This is a genomic window from Bartonella sp. CL63NXGY, assembly GCF_042194905.1.
Lineage (GTDB): Bacteria > Pseudomonadota > Alphaproteobacteria > Rhizobiales > Rhizobiaceae > Bartonella.
Genome location: NZ_JBHINK010000014.1, coordinates 1 through 26,645, shown reverse-complemented (window position 1 = coordinate 26,645; position 26,645 = coordinate 1). Strand labels below are relative to the sequence as shown.

Sequence of the window (26,645 nt, the reverse complement as noted above, 5' to 3'; positions counted from 1 at the left end):
CAACTGTTGATTTACTAATCTTTTAAAAACTAAAATAATTTAAGATTAAAGAGATACTTTTATACATTATCGGATATATTTAATTGTTTTTAAACCTAAATAACTTGCAGTCAATTTACCAATAGAAGATTGAACACTATAGCTCGCCACAACAGCATTACGCTCCGCCATTGCAAGCGCAATCTGAGCATTAATCAATAGAGTACGAGAATTTAAAACATCCAGCGTCGTTGCTTGCCCTACGCGATTTTCTTGAACACGACCTTTCAGAGCAATTTCAGCAGCACGAACACTTTCACGGTAAGCAATAACAGATGAGCGTGCACCCTCCAACTGAAACCAAGCAGAAGTCAGTGCTTGCCTCGTATTACTATGCGCCAAATCGAGTTGAAGCTGCGCCTGTCCAAGCTGTTCCCTTGATTGGCGAATTTGCGCAGACGTACGCCCTCCTTCAAAGATTGGGACACTTACTGACAATCCTATCGATTTAGAAACGCCATCTTCTCCAACCCCGCTGTAGATTCGATTATAAGATGCTGTTGCAGAAAAATCAACTTTAGGGAGCAATGCCCCTTCTTTCGCCTTTACATTATAAGCACTCGCATCAACTAAATATTTAGCATAAAGGATTGCTGGATGCATCACAACACTCATTTGGTAAGCCATATCAAGGTTGACGGGAAAATCATTGGCTATGGGTGGGCGTTTTAACTTTTCAGGATCAGAACCAATAACTTGTCGATACACTGCCTCTGCTGCTTTTACATCAGCACGAGCAAGACTCAGCTCTGAAACCGCCACGGAACGTGCAGCTTGAGCTTGGGCAAGATCAACATGCCCTCCTTCACCCACATCAAATTTTGCTTTATTGGAACGAACGTGTTCCTCAAGAGCTGCCAAATTTTCTCTCCGAAGATCGGCAACACGACGTGCGTGATAGACATTAGCATAAGCGGTCACCACCTCTAGAAACGTATTTTGTTCAACATTACGAAGATATTCACGCTGAGCCTGCAACTTAACTTGAGCTGAAGAAAAGATATTTTGCGTGATAAAACCATCAAATAATCTTTGATTTAATCTCACTCCTATAGATCCAGAAGTGACATAAGGACCTGTAAAAGACTTATTCCGCCCATAGTTCCCAACCCCCTCAACTTGTGGCAATAACCCTGATCGCGCAATGACAACATCATCACTGGATATACGCACAGCTGCACGTTCACTATTCAACTTAGCATTATATTTATAAGCCTTAGAAAAGGCATCCATCAATGTTTCAGCACAAACAGTCTCTGATAGTAAAACACTCAACACCAGTAATAAACATGCCTGAAACTTCTTGTTTATTCTAAACATAATACACACAATAACAAACCCCAAATAAATTACAAAATTATCTTTTATTCACAAAACAAACAAGCACTAAAACACAAAACCAAGTGTTTTGAAAAAACAAGGAAGAGGCTTTACAGCGAGATTAAAAGCACGACGAGCCGAGATGATCCCATCTTCTTTTATATAGATTTGTGCAACAGCAGCATTTCCATACCCTTCAACCACAACAAGACGTCCACAGTCTTTCATTTGATCAAAGATACCCTGAGGAATAAAATCAACAGATCCCTCAATGAAAATCACATCATAAGGTCCCTCAACAGCATATCCTTGCTCTAATGGACCATGAACGACAACCACATTATCACATTGATTACGTTCTAAAGCTTCAAGAGCACGTTCAAAGAGAGATTTATTACTTTCCAGCGCAATCACAGACCCTGCAAGTTTTGCAAGCAACGCTGCACAATAACCACTATTTGCACCAATATCTAAAACAACATCTGATGATTTTAAAGCGGCAAGCTGTAGTAATTTCGCTAGAGATGCAGGTTTCATCAAGTAGCGTGCAGGAACCCCATCTTGCTCTGGACATAGAACAATATCGGTATCAAGATAACTTAACACTTTCATATCTTCCGATACAAAATCTTCACGAGACACCGTTAAAAAGGCTTCAAGAACTGATAAATCCGTTACATCGACTGTACGAATTTGATTGTCAACCATTTTGCGACGAAGCTCAGCAAAATCTGCAACCATAACGAATATTTTCTCCTAACCTACAAAAAACAAACCAAACAGCGACAATAAGGGATAAAGATCTCTTAAACTATGGGCATTACAAAAAAGGATGCTACAGTCAACAATTAGATTTTAACTGTATAATCTCTCATACAAAAGTGTCTTCACAAGAATAGAGGGAAATAATCTATTTTCCTATACCTCATCTCCCTTAAAAGCCGTTTCGTTTAAAATCGGCTGGAGGCCTCGCCCGGAATCGAACCGGGATACAAGGATTTGCAGTCCTCTGCGTAACCATTCCGCCACGAGGCCTCGTCAACAAACATAAAGGTTTCAATAAGGGAAGGCAACGCATCCGTCAAGGTGTAGAAATCTTCTCTCGCCTTTTTTCCTCTTATTACACAATTTATCATATTTTTTAAAAAAAAGTAATTTTATCCTTTGCAAATCAGTATTGCTTTGCTATAGCCTTTTCAATTAAATGATTGGGCACCGTTCCCCGGTAGCTCAGCGGTAGAGCAACCGGCTGTTAACCGGTTGGTCGCTGGTTCGAATCCGGCCCGGGGAGCCACTTTTCTTTTCTATCACAAATAACTTATTGGTTTTCCAGGTGTTTTTTACAGTGAGGGATTCGTTAATAAAAGTAATGGAATAGGATTTTTGCAATAAAGTAGAAACGCAATATCCTACCGGATGTATTTTTTGCAATGAACGCAAAAAGCGATTGATTCATTTTAAAATAGCACAAATAAGATTACTTTTTTCAAACTACCGCGCCGTTATAAGAGGACACTGCAATTATTTGCACATTATAAATTACGATTTCTTTCATCAGAGATGAATTATTAAGCTCCATCAGCAATGAATCGGTCTCATATATTTTTTCCAAAGAAAGAATGCTTTGTACTCAATAAAGGAATTAAACTTAAAAACCTGCTCATGAAGCAATCATTTTGAAAAATGAAAGAAACAACAATCAAGGTCATATATTATCTCCATACACCCCACATAACCTCCTCCCCATCCTAAAAGCAAAAAACATAAAACAAGTCTGTAAACACTCCGACGTCTTATCTAACAGGTTGTTCCTCCTGCTAACCACTTCAACGCTTTACAAACAACCTTGCCTTGGATATTCATGACACTGTCATAAAACATTTAATGCATAAAGTTTTGTAGACTTTATATCCTCCCAAACTAATAGTGTTTTACAGTAAAAACAAAGATAACGAGCTAAATTGTTGAGAATCCTGAGAAAGCCTTCAGAAATCATGACATTCTCGCTATTGTATTATGCAGTCACACGCTTTTTTAAAGAGATATCTCTTAAATCCCCCAAGCCTCTTTCACAGTGACTCCCGTAAATGGTAAAAATGAAATCGATTGATCAGCCCCATCTTTATTTATAATAAAAGCCATACCATCATACTATTTTCCAACTCTCAATCTTAGCACCCCCCCTTGCCTTTGAAAGAGTTTATAAGAACATTTTATTTATTTCTCAAATGTCCATTTATACAATAATTTCACATATAACGTGCAAGTGAATACTTTTGATTGATCCGCATAAATAGCTTCAAAATGAAAAAAAATTTACGATATAATGAACTATTCAATATATAAAACAGTGAGTTATTATTAGACATCAATTTTTAAAATTAAAAGTCATCATTAAAGATAAAACACATCCTATATAAAAATAATTTTATATAAATAAAATCTACTTTTATTCCCATTTTAAAAAATGGGAATAAAGCAAATAAATAATTGCCTCTACAATAATGATTTTTAAAGATTTTCAAATAAATCCAAACAGTTAGAGGTTTTCATTTCTAAAAAATGAAAACCTCTGAAGGGTCTTCTTACTTTGACAAGAGTATTTTATAGCTCTTTTCAATTGAGAATAAATCAACAAAAGTAAAAAATCTCCTGTACATGATCTTTTTTCAAGACTTTATCTAAGCAGCCTTCTTAACTGATTTCCGAAAACGAAAAGTCCTTGCACGCTTTGCCACCGCTTTTGCTTTTTTATGCCTCTCATTTTGAGGTGAAGAATTCTTCCGCTGCAACTGTGCGGTATCATCTTTTCGACCTAAAAACTGTTTTTGACGTTTAGATTTTTTAAAACGGCGTTCCTTATCGTTTTCGTTTTCTTTACTTTCTCGCACAATTGGCTTTTCTGGAAACGCTGCAAATTGTTCTGGAACAGCCTCAGCCACCAATTTCATACGAATCAAGCGCTCTATAGCACGCAAGCGGGACCTTTCTATCTTCTCATCAAAAAGCGTAAGTGCTACACCAGATGCGCCATTACGTCCTGTACGACCAATACGATGTACATAACTTTCAGCTTCATCTGGTAAGTCGTAATTAATAACGTGACTTATCCCTGGTATATCAATACCGCGTGCAGCAATATCTGTTGCCACTAGGATCTGCACAGATCTTTCACGAAAAGCTTTTAAAGCAGACTGGCGAGCACCTTGTGATTTATTTCCATGAATTGTTGCGACTAAATATCCTATCTTTTCTAAACTACGTGTGACAGCATCTGCCCCATGTTTAGTTCGAGTAAAAACAATAACCGAATCAAAAGCTGGATTTGTCAAAAGTTTACTTAAAACATTCTTTTTTTCATTCGTAGGAACACAATATAATTTTTGGCAAATCTCTACAGCCGTAGTACCTTGAGGAACAACTTCAATTTTAACCGGATCATTGAGTAAACATTTTGCAAGCACAGCAATTTCCCTCGGCATTGTTGCAGAAAAGAGTGCTGTCTGACGCTCTTGATGCAAAAGCTTTGCAATTTGCTTAACATCATGAATAAACCCCATATCCAACATACGATCTGCTTCATCCAAAATCAAAAAACGAGATTGGGAAAGATCAACACACTTTTCACGAACAAGATCTCTCAAACGCCCTGGAGTCGCTATCAAAACATCCACACCTGCTTCCATACGTTTAATTTGTTTTAAACGTGATACGCCCCCAAAAATAAGACATGTTGAAAGATGTGCTCCTTTCGCCACAGTACGGATCGTTTCATCAATCTGAACAGCAAGTTCACGCGTTGGAGCTAAAATCAAAGCGCGTGCAGTTTTAGGACAGCGTTTATCACCCAAAGCCAAAATCTGACTTAAAATAGGTAAACCAAATGCCAAGGTTTTTCCAGAGCCTGTCTGAGCAACACCTAAAATATCGTGTCCTTTCAACATCACTGGAATAGCTTGTTCTTGTATAGGTTTAGGTTTACTCATCCCAGCAATGAGTAAATTTTTAATCAAAAGAGTAGGTAAACCTAACTTTGTAAAAACATTTTCTTCTTTTATAGGCAAAATAAAATCTTTCCTTAGCTGAAGAACTCAAAAGAAGTAACCATCTGAACTCTTCACTCAAGAATCCGCGCAAGAGAAATCCCTGACATTTTAAATGAAGCAACGCCTAAAAAGCGGCTTGCGCAACTTATGAACACCTTGAAATCAAGATAAAGGCGTATAAACTTCACTTTACAAAAAGCCAACAAACCAGCCTAAATGCCTTCATCTCTATTATCTTTGGATTATGATAAAAAAGCAAGAACTTTACGAAATACATTTATCATGAATAAAAACAATATTTAGATCGTTTACTTTTTGATGATTGTGTCTATCGGTAAATGTACCTTGATAAAATCAGGATAAATCTCGAGAAAAACTGGATTTTGTAAAGTTTTTTGACCGCCATAAATTAAATACCATTGGTTTTTATCAAAAATCGCCAAAGTTTTATATTGAATGATGCGATCCTTCATATCAAGAACTGTTGGAATTAAAGCATACAAAGTACCATTATCAGTTTGTAAATACTCTATATTTTCTTTATCTAAATAATAAGCACCAGAAGGCAACCCCTCAAATTTCCTATGCAACTGTTGAAGAAAATCACTACGTAAAGCACTCTCTGTTGTATTCAATCGATGTGCCATCTCTTTATAAAGCCGCTCAGGCATATAACGAGAAATAGGCATAAAATCCCCATTTTTTATAGCATTATTGACATCAACAACGACTCTTGAAAGTTCAGCTTTTTGTACTATCGTTGGCTGAGATGCTAAACTCTGTTGATTAACAATCAAAAAGAAAAATAGACTCAGCACCGAATAAAAAATAGGTTTCATCATTATACTTCTTGTTTTAGTAAAATTTCAGTTTCTCAAATAACAAAATCAAATAACGTTTGATCATCAGTAATATCACGATAACGCCAACCTAACGTTTGAAATTTTTCCTCTAGAAGACAAAAATTACCGTATTTTTTTGTTTCAATCGCAACCAATACAGAACCAAAGTTTCTCGCTGATTTTTTAAGATATTCAAAACGCACAATATCATCATCTGGTGATAATGTGGAAAGAAAATGACGCAATGCACCAGGATGTTGCGGAAAACTAAAAATAAAATATTTTCTCAACCCTTGGAAACGTAAAGAACGCTCTTTAATTTCTGGCAAACGCTCAAAATCAAAATTACCTCCTGAAATAACGAGAAGAATTTTTTTCCCCTTTAACTCTTGAGGAGGAATACTGTTAAGCGCATCAATCGATAAAGCACCAGCCGGTTCAAGAACCACACCTTCCACATTAAGCATTTCAACCATCGTAGAACAAACGCGGTTTTCAGGAACCGTAATGACAGAATCAGCGGGAAATTTCTTTAGAATTGTATAGTTTAGTGCACCAATTTCAGCCACAGCAGCACCATCTACAAAAGTGTCAATGCTTTCAAGCTTAACGCGTTTTCCACTCTCCAAACAAGCAAGCAAACTTGCAGCTCTTTGCGGCTCAACAAAACGAAGCTTTGTTTTCCAACCATATTCATGTAAAAACTTGCTCACTCCACTTGCCAAACCACCGCCCCCTACCGGCACAATCATCAAATCTGGCTCACTTTCTCCATTGAGTTTTTTCCATTGTAAAGCAGCTTCACAAAGCACTGTTGCCTGCCCTGTAATAATGCGAATATCATCGAAAGGTGGAGCCATTACACCACCGCTCTCCACGACAAAGGATTGCGCAGCTTCATAACATTGATCAAATGTTTCACCAATCAAACGAATATCAATGAATTCTTTGCCAAAAATACGTGTTTTTTCAATTTTTTGTTGTGGCGTTGTCATGGGCATGAAAATCACGCCTTTACGTTTAAAATAACGACAAACAAAAGAAACCCCTTGCGCGTGATTCCCCGCTGAAGCGCAAACAAATGCAGAATCTGGTGATATACAGCTAAGCATTTCTGAAACAAAATTGAAAGCACCACGAATCTTATAAGACCGCACCGGTGTTAAATCTTCACGCTTTAAATAAATTTCTGCATCATACTTTTGACTAAGAAAATCATTTCTTTGAAGTGGTGTTTCAGCAAACACGTGATGCAATCCCACCATAGCTTTTGTGACGTCTTGAATAAATTGACTCATAACACTAATCATTTCACGCTTTATTTACATTATAAAAGCTTTTTCTATCGATAAAGGAAACTATTGTCAGTCAAAATTTCACTAAAAAATGAAAAATGTTTCTTTTGTCATTAATTCTTGATTCAATAAAAGATATAGCTTATGAGAGAACTCACATCGCGGACGTGATGAAAACGGTAAACATAGCAGACTTAAAATCTGCCGGTCGAAGACCTTGCGGGTTCAAGTCCCGCCGTCCGCACCATTGTATCTTAATCTCTCTTATTTTCCAATGATTTATTAAAAATCAACAAAAATTAAAGCACCTTCTAAACCACCTTTCGCAACTTTATTATAACGCTATCAGACGGTACAGCGATGATGCTAAAATACGAATCATTGCTGCTTTTTGAGGTACCTTTTTAGCACGTTGACCTCCTCCTTGTCTTTTAGGATGGAGAGGCAGTTAATCTTGATCTCCTCATCCTTGAGGATGAAGAAATGAGTCGTGTTTTTAACGTTAAGCAGCTTTCACAACAGAGCTTGGTAAAATTCGCTTAGCTTCTGTTGTAACTGATTTGTAATGCTTAAGCTCTTCTTCGAGGTCATTTGCATCTAACAAACGCCTTATAATCAACCCTAATATTTCTCCAACACCAGCAGCACATTCACACTCTTAACAGGAGTAAGATAATATGAAGAAAAGCGAAATGGGTTAGAAATGACCGTGGCTGTCGTATCCCTGATGATTTCGAATCTGTTTATGATTTCGCAATCAAAGAGGGTTTGCCTCCAAAGCGTGTGAAAGTCGAAATGGCAAAATTTCGAGATTACTGGAAATCTAGAGCACGCAAGGATGCACGCAAAACGGATTGGAAAGCAACGTGGCGCAATTGGGTGCAAAAAGCTATCGAGGATTTAGGGAAAGGAAAAAACTATGGAAAATCACTCTCAAAGGCAAAAAAGCGTTGGTGAACGCATCTCAGACAGCACCCTTGATATCGGGTCTCGAGGTCACTTTAAAACACATTCACGAGATGATAGCTCCGGAGTTTCCTTTGGTTTTGAAGAGTGGCCGTGCATTGACACAACAGCAGGAAACGATTGCCTTAGATGCTTGTGATCAACTTCACGAATTGTTTTCAATAAAAGCGAGCAAAAAGGACATAGCTAAAGCAATTCGGATGCTTTCGTGTGGTTGAAAAATTTCGCAACAGGCAGATCATGAAGGTATGGCGCTTACCTATGGAATGGTTTTGGAAAGTGTTTCTGCGTGGTCACTGATAAAAACGGTTAAACGGACTTTATGCGATGAGTTAGAAGGTTTATCGGATACGTTTTTTCCAAGCTCTCGTGAGTTAGTAAGCTTATGTCGTGATTTGGAAAATAGTCTTTTGACGAAAGCCAATCTAGTACGCAAGGCTGTTTTGAACACCCGTGAAAAAAGACTGAAAGAAAAGGCAATGAGAGAGAATTCAAGACCACTCGCGTTGGTTGAAAAGCAAAAGCTTGAAGGGATTTTAAATGGTCTTGGGGGAACATTGAAAAACATTGCAGGTTAGTAAACTAGTGAAAATTGCTGATCGTTTTGTGATTGGATGTGCATTTAAATCGAAAAAATGGCACCGTACAGAGCAATTTAAAGATTTTATGATAAAAAACCTATCCTATAAAACGCTCTGTACGATCAAATTTGAGGCAAATAGACAAATTTGTAAAATTAGGATTAAAGCATATTCATTTTAAAACATCTATTCTTAAAAAACCGTAAACAGCCCATGCGAAAGAGATTTGCTGCAACGGCGCTGGATATGCACTATGGGGGGGACGGAGCAGAGGAGTATCTTTACAACCTCTACGAATATGAAGACGGCACAAGAGAGTGTGCAAAGTTTGATGGTGGTCAGTATTACAAAACACCTAAGAATGCGGATTTTAGTACCAAAGCGCAAGTAAAAGCATGGGTTTACGATGGTACTATTCCGAAAAGCGTTCTCAATTACAAACCTCTTATAGACGAGATAAGCAGAGAGATAAAAAAATATTGACTTTATTCAGAGTATATTGCGTATTGCTCTAAATGCGCTTCTTAAACATTTTACACAAAAGCATAAAAAGCTATTGAATCATGGGCTTTATGTTATATTTTTATATAATATTAGAGAGGGCGTTTTATGCACACAACAAAATTACGTAAAGTTGGAGGATCAGTTATACTCTCTATACCGCCTGCATTGATTGATGTTCTTCATCTTACTGAAAATATGCAAGTGGGTTTGGTTATTGACAATGGATAATTGGTTGTGAAACCACAGATATCGCAAAATTACACTCTTGAAGAATTGTTAGCCCAATGTAATCCTTCAGACGATTTTGCGGATAAAGATGTAGAGTGGTTTGATGCTAAACCTGCTGGCAGAGAGCTCTTGTAATGAAGCGAGGTGAAATTTGGTTTGTATCGCTTGACCCAACTTCTGTTTATGAGAAAAAAGGAACGCGTCCTGTACTGATTGTATCACCGGAGGCGTTTAATCATTTAACAAAACACCCATTGTTTTGCCCATTACGAGTGGAGAAAATTTTGCTAGAACAGCAGATTTTGCTATTTCATTGGTGGGAACAGAGCTGCATACAACAGGTGTGATACGCTGCGACCAACCGCGTGCTTTAGATATAGTAGCGCGTAATGGAAAAAGAATGGAAACTATTCCATATATAATTATGGATGAAGTCTTAGCAAGGTTATCAACATTTCTTACTTGAATTTTTTCTACACTTTTTTATGTTTAAAAACACCAACTTTAGGTAAAAAGTAAAAAAGCATAAGATCATGATTTTTTCTGTTGACAATCGGCTAATCAATTTTTCACAGAATAAAAATCAATAATTGACTAATGATGTCATTAATTATGACTCAAAAGGAGCCATAATGAAAGCTGTCATCACTAAGCCAATGTGTGTTGTTGGCGACAATAAAAGCACTGTTCGCTTTGAACCATCAACACCCAATAATCCATTTGTTGAAATTTCCAATCAAGTCTACGCACGTCTCAAGCGCGCTAATGCTGTAAAACCTTTTATTGGAGTCAAGACAACAGCAAAAACAGACAAGACAGTTGAACAAATTAAGCAGATAAAACAAGAAGCCGTACAAACATCGTCTGAACCAGTGACAGAGGAAATTCCACTCGAACAGCCAAAAGCATCTAAAGCTTCTAAGTCATCAACACCTACCCCAAAAAAGGCTTAGAAGTTGAAGTTAATCATCCACCAAAAATGGTATCTTCAACAGGTAAAAGATACCTTCACAAACCTTCAAGCACCACGCCTTAATTGGGCTCTGCGTAATGCTCTAAACACTGCAGCAAAACAAGTTGAACGCTTTACTGAAAAGCAAGTTGCAGACATCTCATCAGCCCAAATAAAGCGTATAAGAAGAGGTGTTTATATTAAAGAAAAGGCAACAGCAAGGTTTCTTGAGACAGATATCATTGGTTCTGGAACACCGATACCTCTTAAATTTTTTAAAGTAAAAGAACAAAACGTGGCGTGACTTACACAACTGTTTGAAAAAAAACAAATCTTACCCCATGCTTTTATCAAAGGTGAGAGTTTTCCAAAGCGTGTTGAGTTAAAAAAGCTGAATGGTAATGTTTTTCAAAGAGCGGATGGAGATCAATTCCCCATTGCAAAACAAGAGGGACCCTCAACTTCTGAGGTCATGTCAAAGACAGAGATTGCAAGTGCTATTGTAAAAAAGCCAATGAGAGATTAATTGCCAATATACAGAACTAACTTGCTCATCATGAATACGCTGCCAACAAGAAAAGCTAGATTATGTTCTTAAACTTTATCTATATATTCCATATCCTTATGAGTTTAGGAATTACATATTCTTATTGCAATTTTAAAAACAGATTATCACTTATGCTTTGTTTTTTCATAAAAAAGTCAATAAAATCAATGCAAAATGTACTTCCCAGCGGGTTGGCTTCGTTGCGGGCAGACTAGTGCGAACTATCGCTAGCGACAGAATTTTCAATTTGACTGTACATTGTACACTTAACTCATTGTTGCTACATGCATATAATAGCTTTGTCGGGTATGGTGATGCCATATAACACCCTTCGGGGAAAGGCGTAACGACGGACTAGATGCCGTGTTTTTTAGCGCCCAGCACTCTTTTAGAATGTCATTAAGGAACGTCTAACATCTAAGAATTCTTTATGAATACCATTATTAAAATTACTGAATTATGTGGCAAAAGGCATGACAATATTATGCGTGACATCAAGAAAACGCTTGAAGAACTTAACGCCCTCAAATTTGAGGAGGTTGATTTTGGTGGGCACTACCTTGATAACAAAGGTGAAAGCCGCCCTTGTTATAACCTGCCAAAGCGTGAATGCTTAATTCTTGTTTCTAGTTACAGCACTGCCTTACGAGCAAAGATAATTGACCGTTGGAAAGAGTTGGAAAGACAAGTAGCTATTCCACAAATTGATTACTCCAAACCCGAAGTATTACTTGGCGCCTTAAATCATCTACAAAATCAAATTGAGCAGAAAGACCATGTTATTTCAGAATTAGCACTAAAAGCAAAAGCTTTAGAAGGCTTAAAACGCTCTGATGGTTTGTTTGGTTTGATTGAAGCCGCGAAGATGTTGGAGATAAGACCAAAGGATTTAACAGATTACTTGCGTAAAAATGATTGGGTGTATCGACGTGCTCCGAGTGGTCCATTGTTACCTTAATCAGGATAAAATCAAAAAAGGCTTCATAGACTGTTCTGCCATCACCATTCAAAAACCGGATGGAACAGAAAAGGTGCTGCCTTCAACAAAAATCACACCTAAAGGATTGGCATGTTTGAGAGAACGAATCCATGGAGGTGTGCAATGAAGGTAAATACTAACTTCTTATGCGATTTATGGATGGCATTATCTCAATTTTCTAGACATGAAAATATGAGTGATAAGATTGTACTGCTCTGGTTGACATCATGAGTTTAGTAGAAAAAGCTTTGATTTTAAAACTTCAAGATGAAGTGCCAATCCTTCTTTCGATATCTTTCTCATCTGACGCTCCATAAAAAAAGCCCCACAAAAGTGGGGCTGGATAAAATGATGTTCTAATCAATCTCGCGCTAATTATAATAAAGTGGCTCGCTACATCCACGGGCGCCTATTTTTTCATCTTCTACATAACGAGAATGCGCAAAATTCCGTACAAGATGATCATTGTTAGAGCCACCAGTCCAATCGCCTCCTCCCAACATAACATTTATGTCTACACGTAAACTGCTTCCTTGCTCCCCTGTATGCCATTTAGTCACTGGATAACAACCAGACAAATATTGCCAAACATAACCGCACCATCCTCACAACCGATATGCGAAATCATCCGTCTATTGTTTGTATCAACGTGTCCTCCAGACGTCTTAAGAGAAGGCGCTTGATTGCCGACAATACTGGTTGCTTGATTACTTCCATACATACTTGGCGAGAACTCATCACTCGTCAAAAATCTCTTATTAACAGACCAAAAATCAAAGGCATGATCTGCATAGCTACGATTGGTCGTAATCGGAACACCATATGCCGACTTTGCATTTACACCTGTCCCTGATTGAAGATAAATATCAACCCAAATATTATGCCACGGATTGTAAACCATTCCCTCTGGGTCACTACGTGGACGGTGATTTAAACACCAAACAGAATTAGGCAAAATATCCCCTGCTTGATAACCCGATAAGAGATGACCTTCAATCTCACCAACATCCGCACAAAGCGTATGAAATCCGCCAATCTTTTGAGAATTATCCTCTGTATAGCCATCAGGAGCCGTCGGATTTTGCGAAAGCTTAAGGGCTATCTCATTCGTCTGATCTTTTAGGACGATATATATAATAATCCTTTCCTGCTTCAATATATTCTTCAAAAGACGCACTTCCACGCACTGGAATGCGGTAAAAGATGGACCTATCCCCATTCTCACCGCCACGATAAAAGCGAAAACACGCCCCTGCATTGATCACAAGACCTTTTCTATTGTGTGAATCGGCTTCCAGAATTCTGTCAGGTTGATTAAAACGCACATTCTCTAAAAAATTAGTGGAAAGAGAACCTACCTTACTTTGAAGTTCAGAAAGACTGTCACTGTTCCTCTGTGCCTTCTCTTGAACTTCTGTCAATGCACTCTTTGCTTCTTCTGCTAACACTTTTGCCTCAGAGGCGGCTGTATTCGCAGAATTTGTCGTTGCTGTCACCGTGTCTAATGAACTCTAGACCTCTCCAAGCCCTTGCTTCGTCGTATCAGCTTCTTCCTTTGCTTGCTCCGCAACACTCTTCGCTTCTTCCGCTGTCGACTTCGCAGTCTCAGCTACTTCCTTGGCTTCTACAACCAAAGGTTTTACCTTATTGCCTTAGCCTGTACTGCTTCACAAATGATCAGATCAAATTCTGGTAAACCGTATTTCTTTTGCGCATCCGCAATCACTTGGATTAATTGGTAAGTAGCAAACACCACGGTCATTGCATTCGCTAAGACTTTATTTGTTTTTTTCAAAGCTTTTGAACATCAGTTGATAGCTGATAGAGCAAGATCTGAAACATCAAGTTCGACAACAGCATCTTTGTTTTTCGATGCTTGCCAACTTATGTATCAGAATACACCGCAAAGGAACGAAACGGCACTTCTGTATAGCGTGTCCATTCTCTTATTGTTTATGACATCAAAGCTAGGGAAGGCACGAGAAACAAAATACGCTTGCCAGTTCTAGTTATTTGTTCTGCTATCTTAAAGATGGTAAAAATCTTCTCCGTTCCACATGCCACAATAAGTTTGCCACGGTCTGCTTCTTTTAAACCCTTAGAGACTTTCTCATACTTTTGGATTTGTTGAAAAGTTACCCCTAATTGATGCCCTAATTGCTTTTGCGACATTCCCAGCATTGTTCTTTGAAAGCGAATTTTTTGCCTATAGAAATGTCGTTAAAATGTAGCCTTTTGCTTTTCACTCTTAAGCTCCCCCCGCTGAGTGCGAGCACCCTCGCATTAGTATTCCGAGAGCCTGAAAGTACTGAGTTCGAGTGAGCTTTTTTTTACTTTTAGTGCTCATCGCACCTAGACATAGAAAAATATCCCATAATTCCGAGACACCCACAGAGTGGGCTCATTTATGATCGAACTTTAGGGCTTTCAACCCCTACTGATCGCTGCGTAGACGACCAAAATCACTCTTTAAGTAATAAAATCATTTCAGGAAATTGGCAATCAAAATTAAAATAATCTCAAAGACTATAAGATTGGGCACTCTTCAAAAGAGAGCCAATGCGAAGAACTGTCATCATGGTTAGTCATCAACCCACACAATGCTTCTTTTTCAGAAAACGCAAAACGCGATATAAGAAAAAATGTTGTTTGCAAAGTTTTCTCTTGCCTATACAAAGAGAAAATGAAAAATTTGGAGGGCTCCCATGATAAATGACATCTACTGTGTTGGATACAATTATGTTGAACATGTTCATGAACTAGGTAATGTTGTTGAAGATGAACCCGTTATCTTTAGCAAGCCAAAAAGTTCACTCGTTTTAGGCAATGAAATTTATCTCCCTAATTTTTCCAAAGAAATACATTTTGAAACCGAAATTGTGCTCAAAATCTCAAAGGACGCTTTCATGATCATGGAGGAAGAAGCAGAAGAATGCTATGATGCCGTAGCAATAGGTCTTGATCTCACCGCGCGGGATTTGCAAACAAAACTGAAAGAAAAAAAGCTTCCTTGGCTTTTATCGAAAGGATTTAAAGGCGCCGCATACGTCTCTGACTTCATAAACAAGGAAAAAATAAACAACCCAATAACCTTTGCAATGAAGTTAAATGGCGAAACAAGACAAGTTGGCAATACGAAAAATATGATCTTTAACTTTGAGAAGATAATCTCATTTTTAAGTCACTACATTCAGCTAAGACGTGGTGATCTCATATACACAGGCACTCCACAGGGTGTCGGAAAACTTTCTCAGTTTGACAGAATAGAATTGTATCTCGAAAATCAATTAATTTCAGAGCTAAAAGTAAAATGAATCATCAAATACTGACCTTTTTCATTGTTTCATTTTTTTTAGTCATCTCACCGGGGCCGAATATGGCCCTTATCATCGATAATGCAACGAGATTGGGAAGAAAGAACGCATTTGTAAACGTTTTAGGATTGTGTACAGCAACATATGTGCATGGGGCATTTTCCACACCTAGGTGTATCAGCGCTCATTCTCAACAACAAAACGCTGTTTTTTTTAGTAAAACTCATAGGTAGCAGCTATTTATTATACATGGGCTTTAAATCAATTAAATCTGGAATACACAGCTTAAATTCAAAAGAAAGAAGTTCAACGAATGAAAAGCATGCTACGAGTGAAACAAAGCTTTTAACCAGCTATATGGACGGTTTTCTGACACAAATACTAAACCCCAAAGTATCTATATTTTACATAGCAGCTTTTCCAAAATTCTTAGCTTCTGGAGGTAGCATTAAAAAAGGTTTTGAACTTGTCACAATACATTCTTTCAACATCTTTGCATGGTTTACTTTAATGACCATTTTTATATCATTTGCCAGTACCGCCTTAAAAAAGCAGCGGGTAAAAGGCTCGATTAACATTGCGACAGGAACAGTTTTATCTCTGTTTTCTTTTTTCATTTTCTTTGGATAGTTTTATCTTTTGATAACAAATTGTAAAGTTAATAGAGCAATCTTTTCCTGATTCTGTCTCTCACTATGAATAGCTCAATCTCTAACAGAGCTTATACAATCCCCAGTTCTTTTTTTCTTTATATAACTGAATTACGTTGCATTTCTTTATCATACTCTCAAGGACGTTTGTGTAAATTTTGTGTAAACAATGTGAGTTTCTCGCAACATTTTATAAAATGTTACCAATATCTAAACAAAATCCTTATTCATCACTTTTAAAAAAATAAGCTATGATATTCCTCTTTTCGTTTATGAAACAAAAGTAACTTTTTGATTTATGATAGCACCATACAAACAAAAAAATGATTTTAAAAATCATTTTAATTTTCCATTAAAAATTGTTTCTTAAACTAAGATGAGAACTCTCGAGTGCTATTTGAGCAAAAAGTAAAACTCTCACCATTATGAATAATAATAAATAATGCACTGATTACAAATAATAAGTTTCAAAAAATTATAAAAACTCCTGACAACTTTTTGAAATAATTTTAAAAGCCCCACGTCTTTTAATGAACAATTTATTTGTTATTAATAACAAAAAAAGCTCCCTATTCAAATATCTGTTACGTTATTTAAGAGGACAACATTCTCTTTTTTCAAAAGCATATTCCTAAAACATATTCTTTTCTTTATCCACACAAAATCATAAAAAACGTTTTTTTCCTTTACACCTCATTTATATCATGCTTCGATACGAAATAATGCTTTTTTAGTGTAATTTAATCTCAAAATAATTAAAGGGAACCCCCAAAAAATGAGCTACAAACAAAATTTAAAAGATAATTCTCAGAATAAGTTGCAGCGTGGACTACACAACCGACATGTACAACTTATAGCCATTGGTGGTGCTATTGGAACAGGTCTCTTCATGGGGGCAGGAAAAACAATTAGTGTAGCAGGTCCTTCCATCATACTCGTTTATGCTATTATCGGTTTTGCTCTATACTTTGTCATGCGTGCTATGGGAGAATTGTTGCTTTCTAATTCACAATACCGATCTCTTATTGATTTTTCAACCGATATGCTAGGACCGGGAATAGCTTTCTTTGTTGGCTGGAGCTATTGGTTGAGCTGGGTTGTAACTGGAGCTGCTGACATTATTGCCATCATCACTTATATGAACTTTTGGTGGCCAACACTCAATCCATGGTTTACCGTTTTTACCTGCATTAGTGTCTTTTTAATCTTTAACCTCTTTGCCGTGAAACTATTCGGTGAACTTGAATTCTGGTTTGGTCTTATCAAAGTCGTCGCAATTTTAGCATTAATTGTTGTGGGATTTTATATGATCGTTACGGGCTTTACCTCTCCCAATGGTACGGTTGCTTCTCTCAATCACGTATGGAACGATGGCAATATCTTTCCGCGAGGAATGACAGGTTTTTTTGCTGGATTTCAAATTGCCATTTTTTCTTTTGTTGGTATAGAAATTGCTGGAACAACCGCTGCTGAAGTAAAAGAACCTAAAAAAGTTCTCCCCAAAGCAATTAATGCAATACCGGTCCGTATTGTACTCTTTTACATTTTTTCTCTCGCTGTAATTATGTCTGTCACACCTTGGGATCAAATTGTTCCAGATAAAAGCCCCTTTGTCTCGATGTTTTGGCTTGCAGGCATTCCGATAGCTGCTGGCTTGGTAAACTTTGTCGTTATCACCTCAGCTGCCTCTTCAGCAAATAGTGGTATTTTTTCTACCAGCCGTATGATATATGGGCTTGCAACACAAAAAGGTGCCCCTCCAATTTTAGGTAAACTTTCCAGATACCATGTTCCAGCCAATGCTCTATTCTTTTCCTGTTTATGTATTTTAATAGGGTATACAATTGCCTCACTCTCTCCAAGCCTCATAAGTGCTTTTACAATTGTGACAAGCATTTCAGCTATTGCATTTTTATTCGTATGGTCTGTAATTTTGATTAGCTATATTGTGTATCGTCGCAATCGCCCTCATCTACACGCTGAATCCATTTATAAAATGCCAGGAGGTGTTGTCATGTGTGGGATAATTTTAGTTTTCTTTGTTTTCATGCTCTATTTGTTGACATTAGAAGCTGATACTCTACTAGCCTTAAAATATAGTATATTCTGGTTTGTTTTCTTGGGTATAATGTATTTTATGTTTGTAAAGAAAAAAATAACTCAAGGTAACAAATAAAGTCTATACATAAAAACATCTCAAAAAAGGGTAATTTTAGTTACCCTTTTTCTACTTAACCTCCTCCCCAAACATCAAAAAACGACGATTCCTACCGGCACCGGTTTGTAAACAATCCGGCTTATTAAGGGGGAATGCTGCTGATCATTTATATGGTTCACCTACATAAGGCTCTATGGGCTAGCCCTGCCCTGAACACTCACCACCCATTCTAAAAATACTTAATGTGTAAAATGTTATATGCTTTATATCACTACTCTACACAACAGTACTTTACTGTATAATAGGATAAGAACGAGCTATTCTGTAAAGAATTCTCTATAAACTTCACTGACATTGTTTACTAATAAAACATGAGATTTTATCTAAAACTTCCCCCCCAAAAAAATTTATATTCAATTTTTTATCAAAATTAAAAATATAGCTCTAAACAGAATATATCTTAATAGCTATCTGCAATAAAAAAAGATTCTATGAAAATATTTTTCTATTTGTAATAAATTTTAAATATAAATACTTAAAGATAAATTTTAAATATGTTTTTTCATATTTTAAATAATAGTTTAACTACTTAAACTTATTTTCTTTATATATAAAGTTTTATATTTAATAAATTTACAATTTTATTTATATTTTTCTATATATAAAAATCTACATTAATAAATAATTTTAAATATAAAGATATTTATACAATAAATTACTATAAATAAATATACATAAATATAAATTATTATTTATATACAAATAATAATAATATATAATATAAATTATATTATATATTATATATATAACTTATGTATAAAACATAAAAAATCAAAAAAATATAATACAATTTATCTTTTGTTTCTTATATATAAAATAATTATTCCATTAGTTAATAATGTTTTTGCTTTATTCACATATAGTCATAGAAAAAAATTCCTTTACTCCTTAACCATAGCGTGTTCCGATAGAAGGAATTACCTTTTTTAGGGTAATTTTTATTTAAAAATAACTAAGGAGAACTCCCCAAAAATGAACAAACAAAATTTAGAAAAAAAACCTAAGAAGAAATTGCAACGTGGACTACATAACCGACACATACAACTTATAGCCCTTGGTGGAGCGATTGGAACAGGTCTCTTCATGGGATCAGGAAAAACAATCAGTGTAGCAGGCCCCTCAATTCTACTCGTTTATGCAATTATTGGTTGTGCTCTATACTTTGTCATGCGTGCTATGGGAGAGTTATTGCTTTCTAATACACAATACCGATCTTTTATTGACTTCTCAACCGATCTTCTAGGGCCATGTGCCGGATTCTTTATCGGCTGGACATATTGGTTGTGTTGGATTGTCACTGGAACTGCTGAAATTATTGCTATTGTCACTTACACACACTTTTGGTGGCCTGAGCTCAATCCGTGGATTCCTGTTATAATTGGTCTTATGTCCTTTTTAATTCTTAACCTCGTCGCCGTAAAACTATTTGGCGAACTTGAGTTTTGGTTTGGTTTTATCAAAATCGTAGCAATTCTAGTCCTAATCGTTGTAGGATTTTATATGATCTTTACCGGTTTTGTCTCTCCAAACGGTACGGTTGCTTCTCTTAGCCATATATGGAACGGTGGGAATATTTTTCCGCGAGGAATTACAGGCTTTTTTGCTGGATTTCAAATTGTTATTTTTGCTTTTGTTGGCATTGAACTCGCTGGAACAGCTGCTGCTGAAGTAAAAGAGCCTCAAAAAGCTTTACCACAGGCTGTTAATTCAATACCAATCCGCATTGTATTCTTTTATATATTCTCTCTTCTTGTGATTATGTCTGTGACGCCGTGGGATCAAATCAGTCCAGAAAAAAGCCCATTTGTAACAATGTATGCACTTATTGGTATTCCAACTGCTGCAGGTTTGATGAACTTTGTTGTCCTCACAGCTGCCGCATCTTCAGCAAATAGTGGAATTTTTTCTACCAGCCGTATGATATATGGGCTAGCAACACAAAAAGGTGCTCCTAAATTTTTAGGAAAACTTTCTCGTAACCACGTTCCAGCCAACGCATTATTCTTTTCATGTATATGCATCTTATTTGGTTATGCCGTTGTATCGTTATCTCAAACACTCATAGCTGCTTTTACAATTGTTACGACAATTGCCGCAACTTTGTTTATATTTGTATGGTCTATCATTTTGATCAGCTATATCATCTATCGCCGCAATCGTCCTCTCCAGCATACTGTCTCTCCTTATAAAATGCCAGGAGGTGTTGTTATGTGTTGGGCGCTTCTTGTTTTCTTTGCATTCATTATCTATTTACTGTCATTAGAAGCTGACACTGCCATAGCTTTAAAATACACTCCAGCATGGTTCATATTTTTAGGAATTGTATACTTTCTTTTTGGGAAAAAGAATTATGCAAAAAATTAAAAAATAAAGCTTATATTACAAAAAACATATAAAAAAGGGTAACTAAAGTTACCCTTTTTTGATATTTATCTATAAAATTATAAAAGCTATTGACAAAATATCTCTGTAGAATCTTCAATTACGCTCTTTATCAACCAAAGCATTCGATTTTATCCAAGGCATCATAGAACGAAGTTTTTTACCAACTTCTTCAATAGGATGATTATCATTTAAACGCCGCATACTTTTAAAATGAGCAGCACCAGCTTTATATTCTTGAATCCAATTCGATGTAAATTTACCCGTTTGAATATCTTTCAATATACGTTTCATTTCTGCTCTGGTTTTATCCGTAATCACACGTGGACCAGACATATATTCACCCCATTCAGCTGTATTAGAAATCGAATAATTCATATTTGCAATGCCCCCTTCATACATGAGATCAACAATTAGTTTAACCTCATGCAAACACTCAAAATAAGCCATTTCCGGTGCATAACCTGCTTCCGTTAGTGTTTCATAACCTGCTCGAATCAATTCAACAAGACCACCACAAAGAACCGCTTGTTCACCAAAAAGATCAGTTTCGCACTCTTCTTTAAATGTTGTTTCAATCACCCCAGCACGTCCACCACCAAGTCCACATGCATAAGACAATGCTACATTATGTGCATGTCCTGAAGCATCTTGCGCCACCGCTATTAAACAAGGAACACCACAACCCCGTTGGTATTCATTACGAACTGTATGACCTGGACCTTTAGGAGCAATCATCACAATATCAACGTTTTTTTTAGGTTCAATCAAGCCAAAATGAATACTTAAACCATGAGCAAAAGCAATTGCTGCCCCGTCGCGTAAATGATCATGAATATGTTCCTTATAAATATCAGCTTGCAATTCATCTGGTGTTGCCATCATGATGAGATCTGCCCATTTTGCTGCTTCAGCAACACTCACCACTTCAAAACCATCGGCCATAGCCTTTTTAACTGTTTCCGACCCTGAACGCAAAGCTATTTGCACATTTTTAACACCGGAATCTTTCAAGTTTAAAGCGTGCGCACGCCCTTGAGAACCATAACCAACAATGGCTACTTTTTTCCCTTTAATGAGATTAACATCCGCATCACGATCATAATAAACACGCATAAAAAAATTCCTTCTTTCTCTATTTAAACTGGATTTCAGATTATTTTTATTAAATAAGAAACATTATTTTAGTGCATCACACACTTATAAAGACAAAAAACACCGCTTATAAGAACACAGCAATTGAATAATTTTAAAGTTTACATATTGCATAGAAAAAACTGTAATCCCCAAACATTCCTAAAACATATACAGATCCCCAAATAACTTCAACTGCTATTCTACAAAAATAATAATTACACAAAATAAGATTTCTAAAGAAAATTTAGCTAATATTCTACTCTTCTATCGTGCAACAAAACGCTATATTCTAAAAATTCAGATACAATATACAATTTTTAACATGAACCAAATCAATATGGATAGCAAGAAAAATTACAAAATAACAAGTATTGTTTTAATACAACCTTCAAAAGCATATACAACAATATCTTTAGAATAATAGAGAGGATGTTTTTACTTTTTACGTTCTTTAATATCCACGCTTCTCACGCAAAAAAGAACACCCCCATACGGCCATTATGTTATCCATTTATGGCGCCTTATAAAAAAAATTTAATATGCTCGAGCCCTTTTCAAGAATCCCCTATAATAGTCTAAGATTTATTGCACACCACTCTCTTTACTTCATAAAGCTACAAGTCGATATCATCATTCTATTTAACAGCTCCTATTGCATTAAGCTTACTCATAAGGAGATTTTACGTTATACTATTTACAGATAACCCGAAAATGAGCTCAAATATCAAGAAAATTTGTGTATTGATCCATTAAAATCCTACGCACTCCTTTATAATGGAAATACTTTCAAAACCCTATTTCTTCTCCCTTCAAAGAAATTATAGTAAGTAGATTTGGTAAAATTTTCTCATAATGGATGGTAATATAAAAAAGCATTTCATACCCTAAAAAACACAAAAAATAGAAAGCTACCAATAAACAGAGGAAAATAGAATATTTTATAATGTATGCTAATAGTGCTACTTATCTCAACATGTATAAAATTGTTTTTTAAGATAAATTGACAAACCTCTATAAAAATTTCTCTTCCAATTTTTATAGAGAAAAAAGGTTACGATAATAACCGGATAAAACGCTGAACAGTCTCATGCATTCCATACTCCAACGCATCAGCAATAAGCCCATGGCCAATAGAAACTTCATCAAGCCAAGGAATCTTTTTGACAAGAGCAGGAAGATTCATAATTGTCAGATCATGCCCTGCATTCATACCTAACTGCAACTCTTTTGCTCTTCTTGCTGCTAAAACAAGTTTATTGAGCTCTTGAACTTGTTTTATTTTGTCCTGAAATGCACCACCGTAAGGTCCCGTGTAAAATTCCACACGATCAGCACCCATTGCTTTAGCAATATCAAGACCATCGACAGTAGGGTTAGCAAAAAGGGATACACGAATCTTTCTTTTTTTTAAATTCTGAATAATAGGTGCTAAAAATTCTGCATCATGAGCAAAATTCCAACCATGATCAGACGTTGACTGATCTGGATCATCAGGAACAAGGGTAATCTGATCCGCGTAGTTTTCAGCGATATCTAAAAATTGATCACTGGGATAACCTTCAATATTAAACTCAGCTGTAGGAAAAGCGTTCTTGATTAAACAGTATATATCTGGCAAATCCGCAAAACGAATATGCCTTTCATCAGGGCGTGGATGAACCGTCAAACCTGCTGCTCCAGCAGCAAGCGCTATATGCCCAATATTCGTTATACTTGGCCACGGAAGATTACGTCGATTACGCAAAACAGCAACAGCATTAAGATTAACCGAAAGTTTTACCGCCATGCCCATTTCCATTTTTTTATAGTGTGTAACAAGATAGAAAAAAGGCATTTTCCATCTGAAACTTAGATGATATACATATTTTTTTCTATCGAACAATCATTAAACGTTCTGCTGCGCGCGTAATTCCCGTATAAAGCCAGCGCGCATACATATCACGAAATGCAAAACTTTCATCAAACAAAACGACATTATTCCATTGAGAACCTTGCGCCTTATGAACCGTTAATGCATACCCATAATCAAAATCATCATATCGCTTTTTTAATTGCCATGAAATTTCTTGATCAGGGTTTTCAAACGCTGCTTTTAAAAGTTTAATCTTTGCTATCCCACGCTCACTTTCTTCTGGTTTCACAAGAAGATTAATACTTGGTTTAACTGTTTCCTTCTGTGAAGTCATCACCTTCCATAAAGAGCCATTCAACAAACCTTTAATAGGATCATTTCGCAAACACACCAGCTTATCTCCTGCTTGCGGATAATCTGCTGTAAATCCTTTTAACACACGCAAACGCTGATTATAAAGGTAGCGCGTACGATTAACCCCCACCAATACCTGATCAGCATCCAAAACCAATTGTTGATTGACCTCTTTACGTGTAACAACACGGGCTTCACCATAGTCACCATAAGCAATATCGCGTCCTTCACGCACGTCCATAGCAAGACGTATAATCGGATTATCTCGCGCTTGCCGATGAATTTCTGAAAGAAGAAAATCTGGTTCTCCACTGGAAAAAAATCCTCCACCTGATATAGGAGGCAATTGGCCTGGATCACCAAGAACAAGAATTGGCGTCCGAAAACTCATTAAATCACGCGCCAATTTTTCATCGACCATCGAACACTCATCAACAATAATGAGTTTAGCTTGTGCAGCAGCACTTCTTCGATTTAATGTAAATGTTGGAGCGATAGACTTTTTTCCTGTTATTTCATCGGAAACTTCCTCTTCACCACGTGGACAATAAATCAGCGAATGAATCGTACAAGCATTGCTTGCACCTTTAGAACGTAAAACCTGCGCCGCCTTCCCTGTAAAAGCAGCAAACTGAACAGAACCATCAACTGTTTCTGCAAAATAGCGCGCAAGCGTCGTCTTACCCGTCCCCGCATAGCCAAAAAGGCGAAAAAGAGGAGAACGCCCTTCCTTCAACCACGCGGCAACAGCCTTCAATGCATTATCCTGTTCCCGTGAAAACTGCATAGCTTACCAACATAAGATTTGCATAAAAAGAGCAGTATTTTGAAAAAAAACTACTATCAAGAAAAAATTTTTTATTAAGAATTGCTGATACACGCCCATCTAACAACTTTCGTAGCACAATTATCAATTATTTACCCATTGCTTTTTCAAGATATTGTAACAATCTAAATTTTATCTATACATCGATCTTCTTGGTAACACTTTATGCGTATCAAATAAAATATCATCTTTTACAACAGTAACACCAACAATGGAAGATGCATATCTTAAATTTAAAATAACACCTCTATACGCTTTTTCTAACCAAAATTTAGAATGAGAAAAAGAGCATTGCAATTGCAAAACCCTCACTAGAAAAAATGTCCTTAACAGGATAAGAATAATGTAATTTTTGAACGCTATTTTACACAATCAATCAGCTTTCTTGCACATAAAAAATAAAGTACATCCACTATTACGAAATAATAATAAATATATCAAAAACCTTTTGGCAAAAATAGAAATAGCTCTCAACAAAACGACTTAATCCTATGATGATACACCTATAAGGTTCCTATTTCCCTCTTATCATGATTTTAATAAATTTACTCTTCATGCTACAAATATGTTATATCTCAACGAATAAAGAGAGACATCACGCTTATATGAAGCACGCTTTATCTCGCACAAATATGGAACTTTTTCTGTTTCAACAATAAAATATGGTTCGTAAGTATGGCCTTCTTGGTAGTCTATTATAAGAAAACTGGGACATGGTTTCATGTCCAGCGTAGCACTTCAGGTTCGTCCTCTAGAATATGAGAAAAGCGCAATTCTCCATCGACTGAGTCAAACTTTTTCTTTTTGTCGCAATGTTTTAAAGTTTATAAAAACTAACTGATTAATACTATTCTTATTGCTAGAAATAACAAGACCTCTTTTTATCTATATAGATAATTGATTTTATATATCTTTTTTAAAGTACGGGACGCGTAAATAAAAGTGAGGGAATAGGATTTTGCAACACGTCTCTATAGGACGCCTCTTTTTTTGCAAACTTTCTCAAGAAAGTCTTTTAATTCTGCTAAGTTTTGTTGTGAAAAATTCTCTAAATTTCTAACAAACTCACCAACAGCTTCACGTCTCAACGGATCAGAAGTCTTGATTGTAAAACTTTTGCGACAAGCATAAGCTGCTTTCCTTAAGAGTAAAGCCTTCTCTTTATCTAAACCATAAAGCTCTATGATCTTTTCTTCCAGTTCTACAGGAACAGATTTTTTGCCAATTTCTACAGCAGATAAAAATGATACAGATATGTCTAATTTCTTAGCCATATCTAAGAGGCGTTCTGAATGATCAACCCGAAGTTTCCGTAAAATTTTACCAAAAGATGTAACCATATAAAAAGTCCTATTAGAGAAGAAATATTTCTTCTGATTCTAACAAATCTTTTTATGATTTTCTTCAATTATTGCGAATCAAGAGTTCTTTTCGGGGTGGTTTTTTAGCAAAACCAGAGGTCCAAAGGGTCTCTATTCTAAGATGTTCTAACTTTTGGTTAACCATCTTTTAAGATGTGAGAAGCTATTCTCTACGGCGTCCACAAAACGGGAAAAATCTATTACAAACATAAAGACAATGAAGGCTATCAATTTCATGATGCGTGACATCAT

General features: G+C 36.3%; 22 protein-coding genes, 3 tRNA genes and 5 pseudogenes. 15 read left to right on the top strand and 15 right to left on the bottom strand.

What is annotated here, in order from left to right; all coding sequences use genetic code 11:
- Positions 1-66: 66 nt before the first annotated feature.
- The 3 genes from ACFIK0_RS07400 to ACFIK0_RS07390 all read right to left on the bottom strand — a co-directional run bounded on the left by ACFIK0_RS07400 (position 67) and on the right by ACFIK0_RS07390 (position 2,394).
- Positions 67-1,359, bottom strand: a complete 1,293-nt coding sequence (locus ACFIK0_RS07400; RefSeq protein WP_375663732.1) for a TolC family outer membrane protein — start codon at positions 1,357-1,359, stop codon at positions 67-69.
- 66 nt (positions 1,360-1,425) lie between these two features.
- Positions 1,426-2,100: a protein-L-isoaspartate O-methyltransferase gene (locus ACFIK0_RS07395; protein ID WP_375663731.1), complete on the bottom strand. Its 675-nt coding sequence runs from the start codon at positions 2,098-2,100 to the stop codon at positions 1,426-1,428.
- A 220-nt stretch (positions 2,101-2,320) separates the two neighbouring features.
- A tRNA-Cys gene (locus tag ACFIK0_RS07390) sits at positions 2,321-2,394 on the bottom strand.
- Positions 2,395-2,578: 184 nt separating this feature from the next.
- On the opposite strand from ACFIK0_RS07390, the gene ACFIK0_RS07385 reads away from it, so the two are divergent.
- Positions 2,579-2,653 (top strand) — tRNA-Asn (locus tag ACFIK0_RS07385).
- A gap of 1,387 nt (positions 2,654-4,040) precedes the next feature.
- On the opposite strand, the gene ACFIK0_RS07380 is transcribed toward ACFIK0_RS07385, so the two are convergent.
- The 3 genes from ACFIK0_RS07380 to ilvA form a co-directional block, all read right to left on the bottom strand.
- Positions 4,041-5,423, bottom strand: coding sequence for a DEAD/DEAH box helicase (locus tag ACFIK0_RS07380; RefSeq protein ID WP_375663730.1), 1,383 nt, complete (start codon positions 5,421-5,423; stop codon positions 4,041-4,043).
- A 290-nt stretch (positions 5,424-5,713) separates the two neighbouring features.
- Positions 5,714-6,244, bottom strand: a complete 531-nt coding sequence (locus ACFIK0_RS07375; RefSeq protein WP_375631485.1) for a hypothetical protein — start codon at positions 6,242-6,244, stop codon at positions 5,714-5,716.
- A gap of 35 nt (positions 6,245-6,279) precedes the next feature.
- Positions 6,280-7,557 (bottom strand): threonine ammonia-lyase IlvA, encoded by a 1,278-nt coding sequence (gene ilvA / locus ACFIK0_RS07370; RefSeq protein ID WP_375663729.1) that lies wholly within the window; start codon positions 7,555-7,557, stop codon positions 6,280-6,282.
- A gap of 146 nt (positions 7,558-7,703) precedes the next feature.
- On the opposite strand from ilvA, the gene ACFIK0_RS07365 reads away from it, so the two are divergent.
- The 10 genes and pseudogenes from ACFIK0_RS07365 to ACFIK0_RS07320 all read left to right on the top strand — a co-directional run bounded on the left by ACFIK0_RS07365 (position 7,704) and on the right by ACFIK0_RS07320 (position 12,426).
- Positions 7,704-7,789 (top strand) — tRNA-Leu (locus ACFIK0_RS07365).
- A gap of 548 nt (positions 7,790-8,337) precedes the next feature.
- A complete protein-coding gene (locus ACFIK0_RS07360) occupies positions 8,338-8,499 on the top strand; it encodes a hypothetical protein (protein ID WP_342753378.1) in 162 nt (53 codons plus the stop codon).
- Positions 8,496-8,726, top strand: coding sequence for a hypothetical protein (locus ACFIK0_RS07355; RefSeq protein ID WP_273791439.1), 231 nt, complete (start codon positions 8,496-8,498; stop codon positions 8,724-8,726). Before ACFIK0_RS07360 ends, ACFIK0_RS07355 begins: the two co-directional genes overlap by 4 nt.
- A gap of 30 nt (positions 8,727-8,756) precedes the next feature.
- The gene (locus ACFIK0_RS07350; protein WP_375643597.1) at positions 8,757-9,086 is read left to right on the top strand and encodes a hypothetical protein; all 330 of its coding nucleotides are present in this window, start codon (positions 8,757-8,759) and stop codon (positions 9,084-9,086) included.
- Between the two features lie 171 nt (positions 9,087-9,257).
- The gene (locus ACFIK0_RS07345) at positions 9,258-9,572 is read left to right on the top strand and encodes a hypothetical protein (RefSeq protein WP_375643602.1); all 315 of its coding nucleotides are present in this window, start codon (positions 9,258-9,260) and stop codon (positions 9,570-9,572) included.
- A 126-nt stretch (positions 9,573-9,698) separates the two neighbouring features.
- A pseudogene (locus tag ACFIK0_RS07340) lies at positions 9,699-9,956 on the top strand (AbrB/MazE/SpoVT family DNA-binding domain-containing protein).
- Positions 9,956-10,287 (top strand): annotated as a pseudogene (locus ACFIK0_RS07335) (type II toxin-antitoxin system PemK/MazF family toxin). The pseudogenes ACFIK0_RS07340 and ACFIK0_RS07335 overlap by 1 nt, the downstream one beginning before the upstream one ends.
- Positions 10,288-10,453: 166 nt before the next feature.
- Positions 10,454-10,774: a hypothetical protein gene (locus ACFIK0_RS07330; RefSeq protein WP_375663728.1), complete on the top strand. Its 321-nt coding sequence runs from the start codon at positions 10,454-10,456 to the stop codon at positions 10,772-10,774.
- Positions 10,775-10,777: 3 nt separating this feature from the next.
- Positions 10,778-11,319: pseudogene (locus ACFIK0_RS07325) on the top strand (hypothetical protein).
- Positions 11,320-11,750: 431 nt separating this feature from the next.
- A pseudogene (locus tag ACFIK0_RS07320) lies at positions 11,751-12,426 on the top strand (phage antirepressor KilAC domain-containing protein).
- 244 nt (positions 12,427-12,670) lie between these two features.
- Here the strand turns inward: ACFIK0_RS07320 and ACFIK0_RS07315 are convergent.
- The 5 genes and pseudogenes from ACFIK0_RS07315 to ACFIK0_RS07295 all read right to left on the bottom strand — a co-directional run.
- Positions 12,671-12,859: a hypothetical protein gene (locus tag ACFIK0_RS07315; RefSeq protein ID WP_375637778.1), complete on the bottom strand. Its 189-nt coding sequence runs from the start codon at positions 12,857-12,859 to the stop codon at positions 12,671-12,673.
- On the bottom strand, positions 12,856-13,467 hold the full coding sequence (locus tag ACFIK0_RS07310; RefSeq protein WP_375637779.1) for a hypothetical protein: 612 nt from the start codon (positions 13,465-13,467) through the stop codon (positions 12,856-12,858). The genes ACFIK0_RS07315 and ACFIK0_RS07310 overlap by 4 nt, the downstream gene beginning before the upstream one ends.
- Positions 13,403-13,795 (bottom strand): hypothetical protein, encoded by a 393-nt coding sequence (locus tag ACFIK0_RS07305; protein ID WP_375663727.1) that lies wholly within the window; start codon positions 13,793-13,795, stop codon positions 13,403-13,405. Before ACFIK0_RS07305 ends, ACFIK0_RS07310 begins: the two co-directional genes overlap by 65 nt.
- A 15-nt stretch (positions 13,796-13,810) precedes the next feature.
- Positions 13,811-13,933: an alanine-zipper protein gene (locus ACFIK0_RS07300; RefSeq protein WP_375663726.1), complete on the bottom strand. Its 123-nt coding sequence runs from the start codon at positions 13,931-13,933 to the stop codon at positions 13,811-13,813.
- Positions 13,934-13,965: 32 nt separating this feature from the next.
- Positions 13,966-14,405, bottom strand: a pseudogene (locus ACFIK0_RS07295) (DEAD/DEAH box helicase family protein); the annotation flags it as partial.
- A 599-nt stretch (positions 14,406-15,004) separates the two neighbouring features.
- Between ACFIK0_RS07295 and ACFIK0_RS07290 the strand changes: the two are divergent.
- From ACFIK0_RS07290 to ACFIK0_RS07275, 4 genes are all read left to right on the top strand, one after another.
- On the top strand, positions 15,005-15,613 hold the full coding sequence (locus ACFIK0_RS07290) for a fumarylacetoacetate hydrolase family protein (protein ID WP_375612032.1): 609 nt from the start codon (positions 15,005-15,007) through the stop codon (positions 15,611-15,613).
- Between the two features lie 150 nt (positions 15,614-15,763).
- Positions 15,764-16,243 carry a LysE family translocator gene (locus ACFIK0_RS07285; protein ID WP_375643589.1) on the top strand — a complete coding sequence of 160 codons (480 nt, stop codon included), beginning with the start codon at positions 15,764-15,766 and terminating at the stop codon, positions 16,241-16,243.
- A 795-nt stretch (positions 16,244-17,038) separates the two neighbouring features.
- Entirely contained in the window at positions 17,039-18,439 is a 1,401-nt protein-coding gene (locus tag ACFIK0_RS07280) for an amino acid permease (RefSeq protein WP_273791432.1), read from the top strand.
- 1,014 nt (positions 18,440-19,453) lie between these two features.
- Positions 19,454-20,845, top strand: a complete 1,392-nt coding sequence (locus tag ACFIK0_RS07275) for an amino acid permease (protein WP_273790746.1) — start codon at positions 19,454-19,456, stop codon at positions 20,843-20,845.
- Between the two features lie 114 nt (positions 20,846-20,959).
- On the opposite strand, the gene ilvC is transcribed toward ACFIK0_RS07275, so the two are convergent.
- From ilvC to ACFIK0_RS07255, 4 genes are all read right to left on the bottom strand, one after another.
- Complete coding sequence (gene ilvC / locus ACFIK0_RS07270) at positions 20,960-21,979, bottom strand: ketol-acid reductoisomerase (protein ID WP_375631483.1); 1,020 nt, start codon at positions 21,977-21,979, stop codon at positions 20,960-20,962.
- 1,072 nt (positions 21,980-23,051) lie between these two features.
- Positions 23,052-23,786: a pyridoxine 5'-phosphate synthase gene (locus ACFIK0_RS07265; protein WP_273790748.1), complete on the bottom strand. Its 735-nt coding sequence runs from the start codon at positions 23,784-23,786 to the stop codon at positions 23,052-23,054.
- 85 nt (positions 23,787-23,871) lie between these two features.
- The gene (locus ACFIK0_RS07260) at positions 23,872-24,993 is read right to left on the bottom strand and encodes an ATP-dependent RecD-like DNA helicase (protein WP_375663725.1); all 1,122 of its coding nucleotides are present in this window, start codon (positions 24,991-24,993) and stop codon (positions 23,872-23,874) included.
- A 1,010-nt stretch (positions 24,994-26,003) separates the two neighbouring features.
- Entirely contained in the window at positions 26,004-26,372 is a 369-nt protein-coding gene (locus ACFIK0_RS07255) for a helix-turn-helix domain-containing protein (RefSeq protein WP_375663724.1), read from the bottom strand.
- Positions 26,373-26,645 lie beyond the last annotated feature (273 nt).

Bases quoted from the DNA above. Each gene is read 5' to 3' on its own strand.
- ACFIK0_RS07400 (WP_375663732.1), bottom strand. From the start codon at position 1,359: ATGTTTAGAATAAACAAGAAGTTTCAGGCATGTTTATTACTGGTGTTG.
- ACFIK0_RS07395 (WP_375663731.1), bottom strand. From the start codon at position 2,100: ATGGTTGCAGATTTTGCTGAGCTTCGTCGCAAAATGGTTGACAATCAA.
- ACFIK0_RS07375 (WP_375631485.1), bottom strand. From the start codon at position 6,244: ATGAAACCTATTTTTTATTCGGTGCTGAGTCTATTTTTCTTTTTGATT.
- ilvA (WP_375663729.1), bottom strand. From the start codon at position 7,557: ATGATTAGTGTTATGAGTCAATTTATTCAAGACGTCACAAAAGCTATG.
- ACFIK0_RS07360 (WP_342753378.1), top strand. From the start codon at position 8,338: ATGGCAAAATTTCGAGATTACTGGAAATCTAGAGCACGCAAGGATGCA.
- ACFIK0_RS07350 (WP_375643597.1), top strand. From the start codon at position 8,757: ATGGCGCTTACCTATGGAATGGTTTTGGAAAGTGTTTCTGCGTGGTCA.
- ACFIK0_RS07330 (WP_375663728.1), top strand. From the start codon at position 10,454: ATGAAAGCTGTCATCACTAAGCCAATGTGTGTTGTTGGCGACAATAAA.
- ACFIK0_RS07290 (WP_375612032.1), top strand. From the start codon at position 15,005: ATGATAAATGACATCTACTGTGTTGGATACAATTATGTTGAACATGTT.
- ACFIK0_RS07285 (WP_375643589.1), top strand. From the start codon at position 15,764: ATGGGGCATTTTCCACACCTAGGTGTATCAGCGCTCATTCTCAACAAC.
- ACFIK0_RS07280 (WP_273791432.1), top strand. From the start codon at position 17,039: ATGAGCTACAAACAAAATTTAAAAGATAATTCTCAGAATAAGTTGCAG.
- ACFIK0_RS07275 (WP_273790746.1), top strand. From the start codon at position 19,454: ATGAACAAACAAAATTTAGAAAAAAAACCTAAGAAGAAATTGCAACGT.
- ilvC (WP_375631483.1), bottom strand. From the start codon at position 21,979: ATGCGTGTTTATTATGATCGTGATGCGGATGTTAATCTCATTAAAGGG.
- ACFIK0_RS07265 (WP_273790748.1), bottom strand. From the start codon at position 23,786: ATGGCGGTAAAACTTTCGGTTAATCTTAATGCTGTTGCTGTTTTGCGT.
- ACFIK0_RS07260 (WP_375663725.1), bottom strand. From the start codon at position 24,993: ATGCAGTTTTCACGGGAACAGGATAATGCATTGAAGGCTGTTGCCGCG.
- ACFIK0_RS07255 (WP_375663724.1), bottom strand. From the start codon at position 26,372: ATGGTTACATCTTTTGGTAAAATTTTACGGAAACTTCGGGTTGATCAT.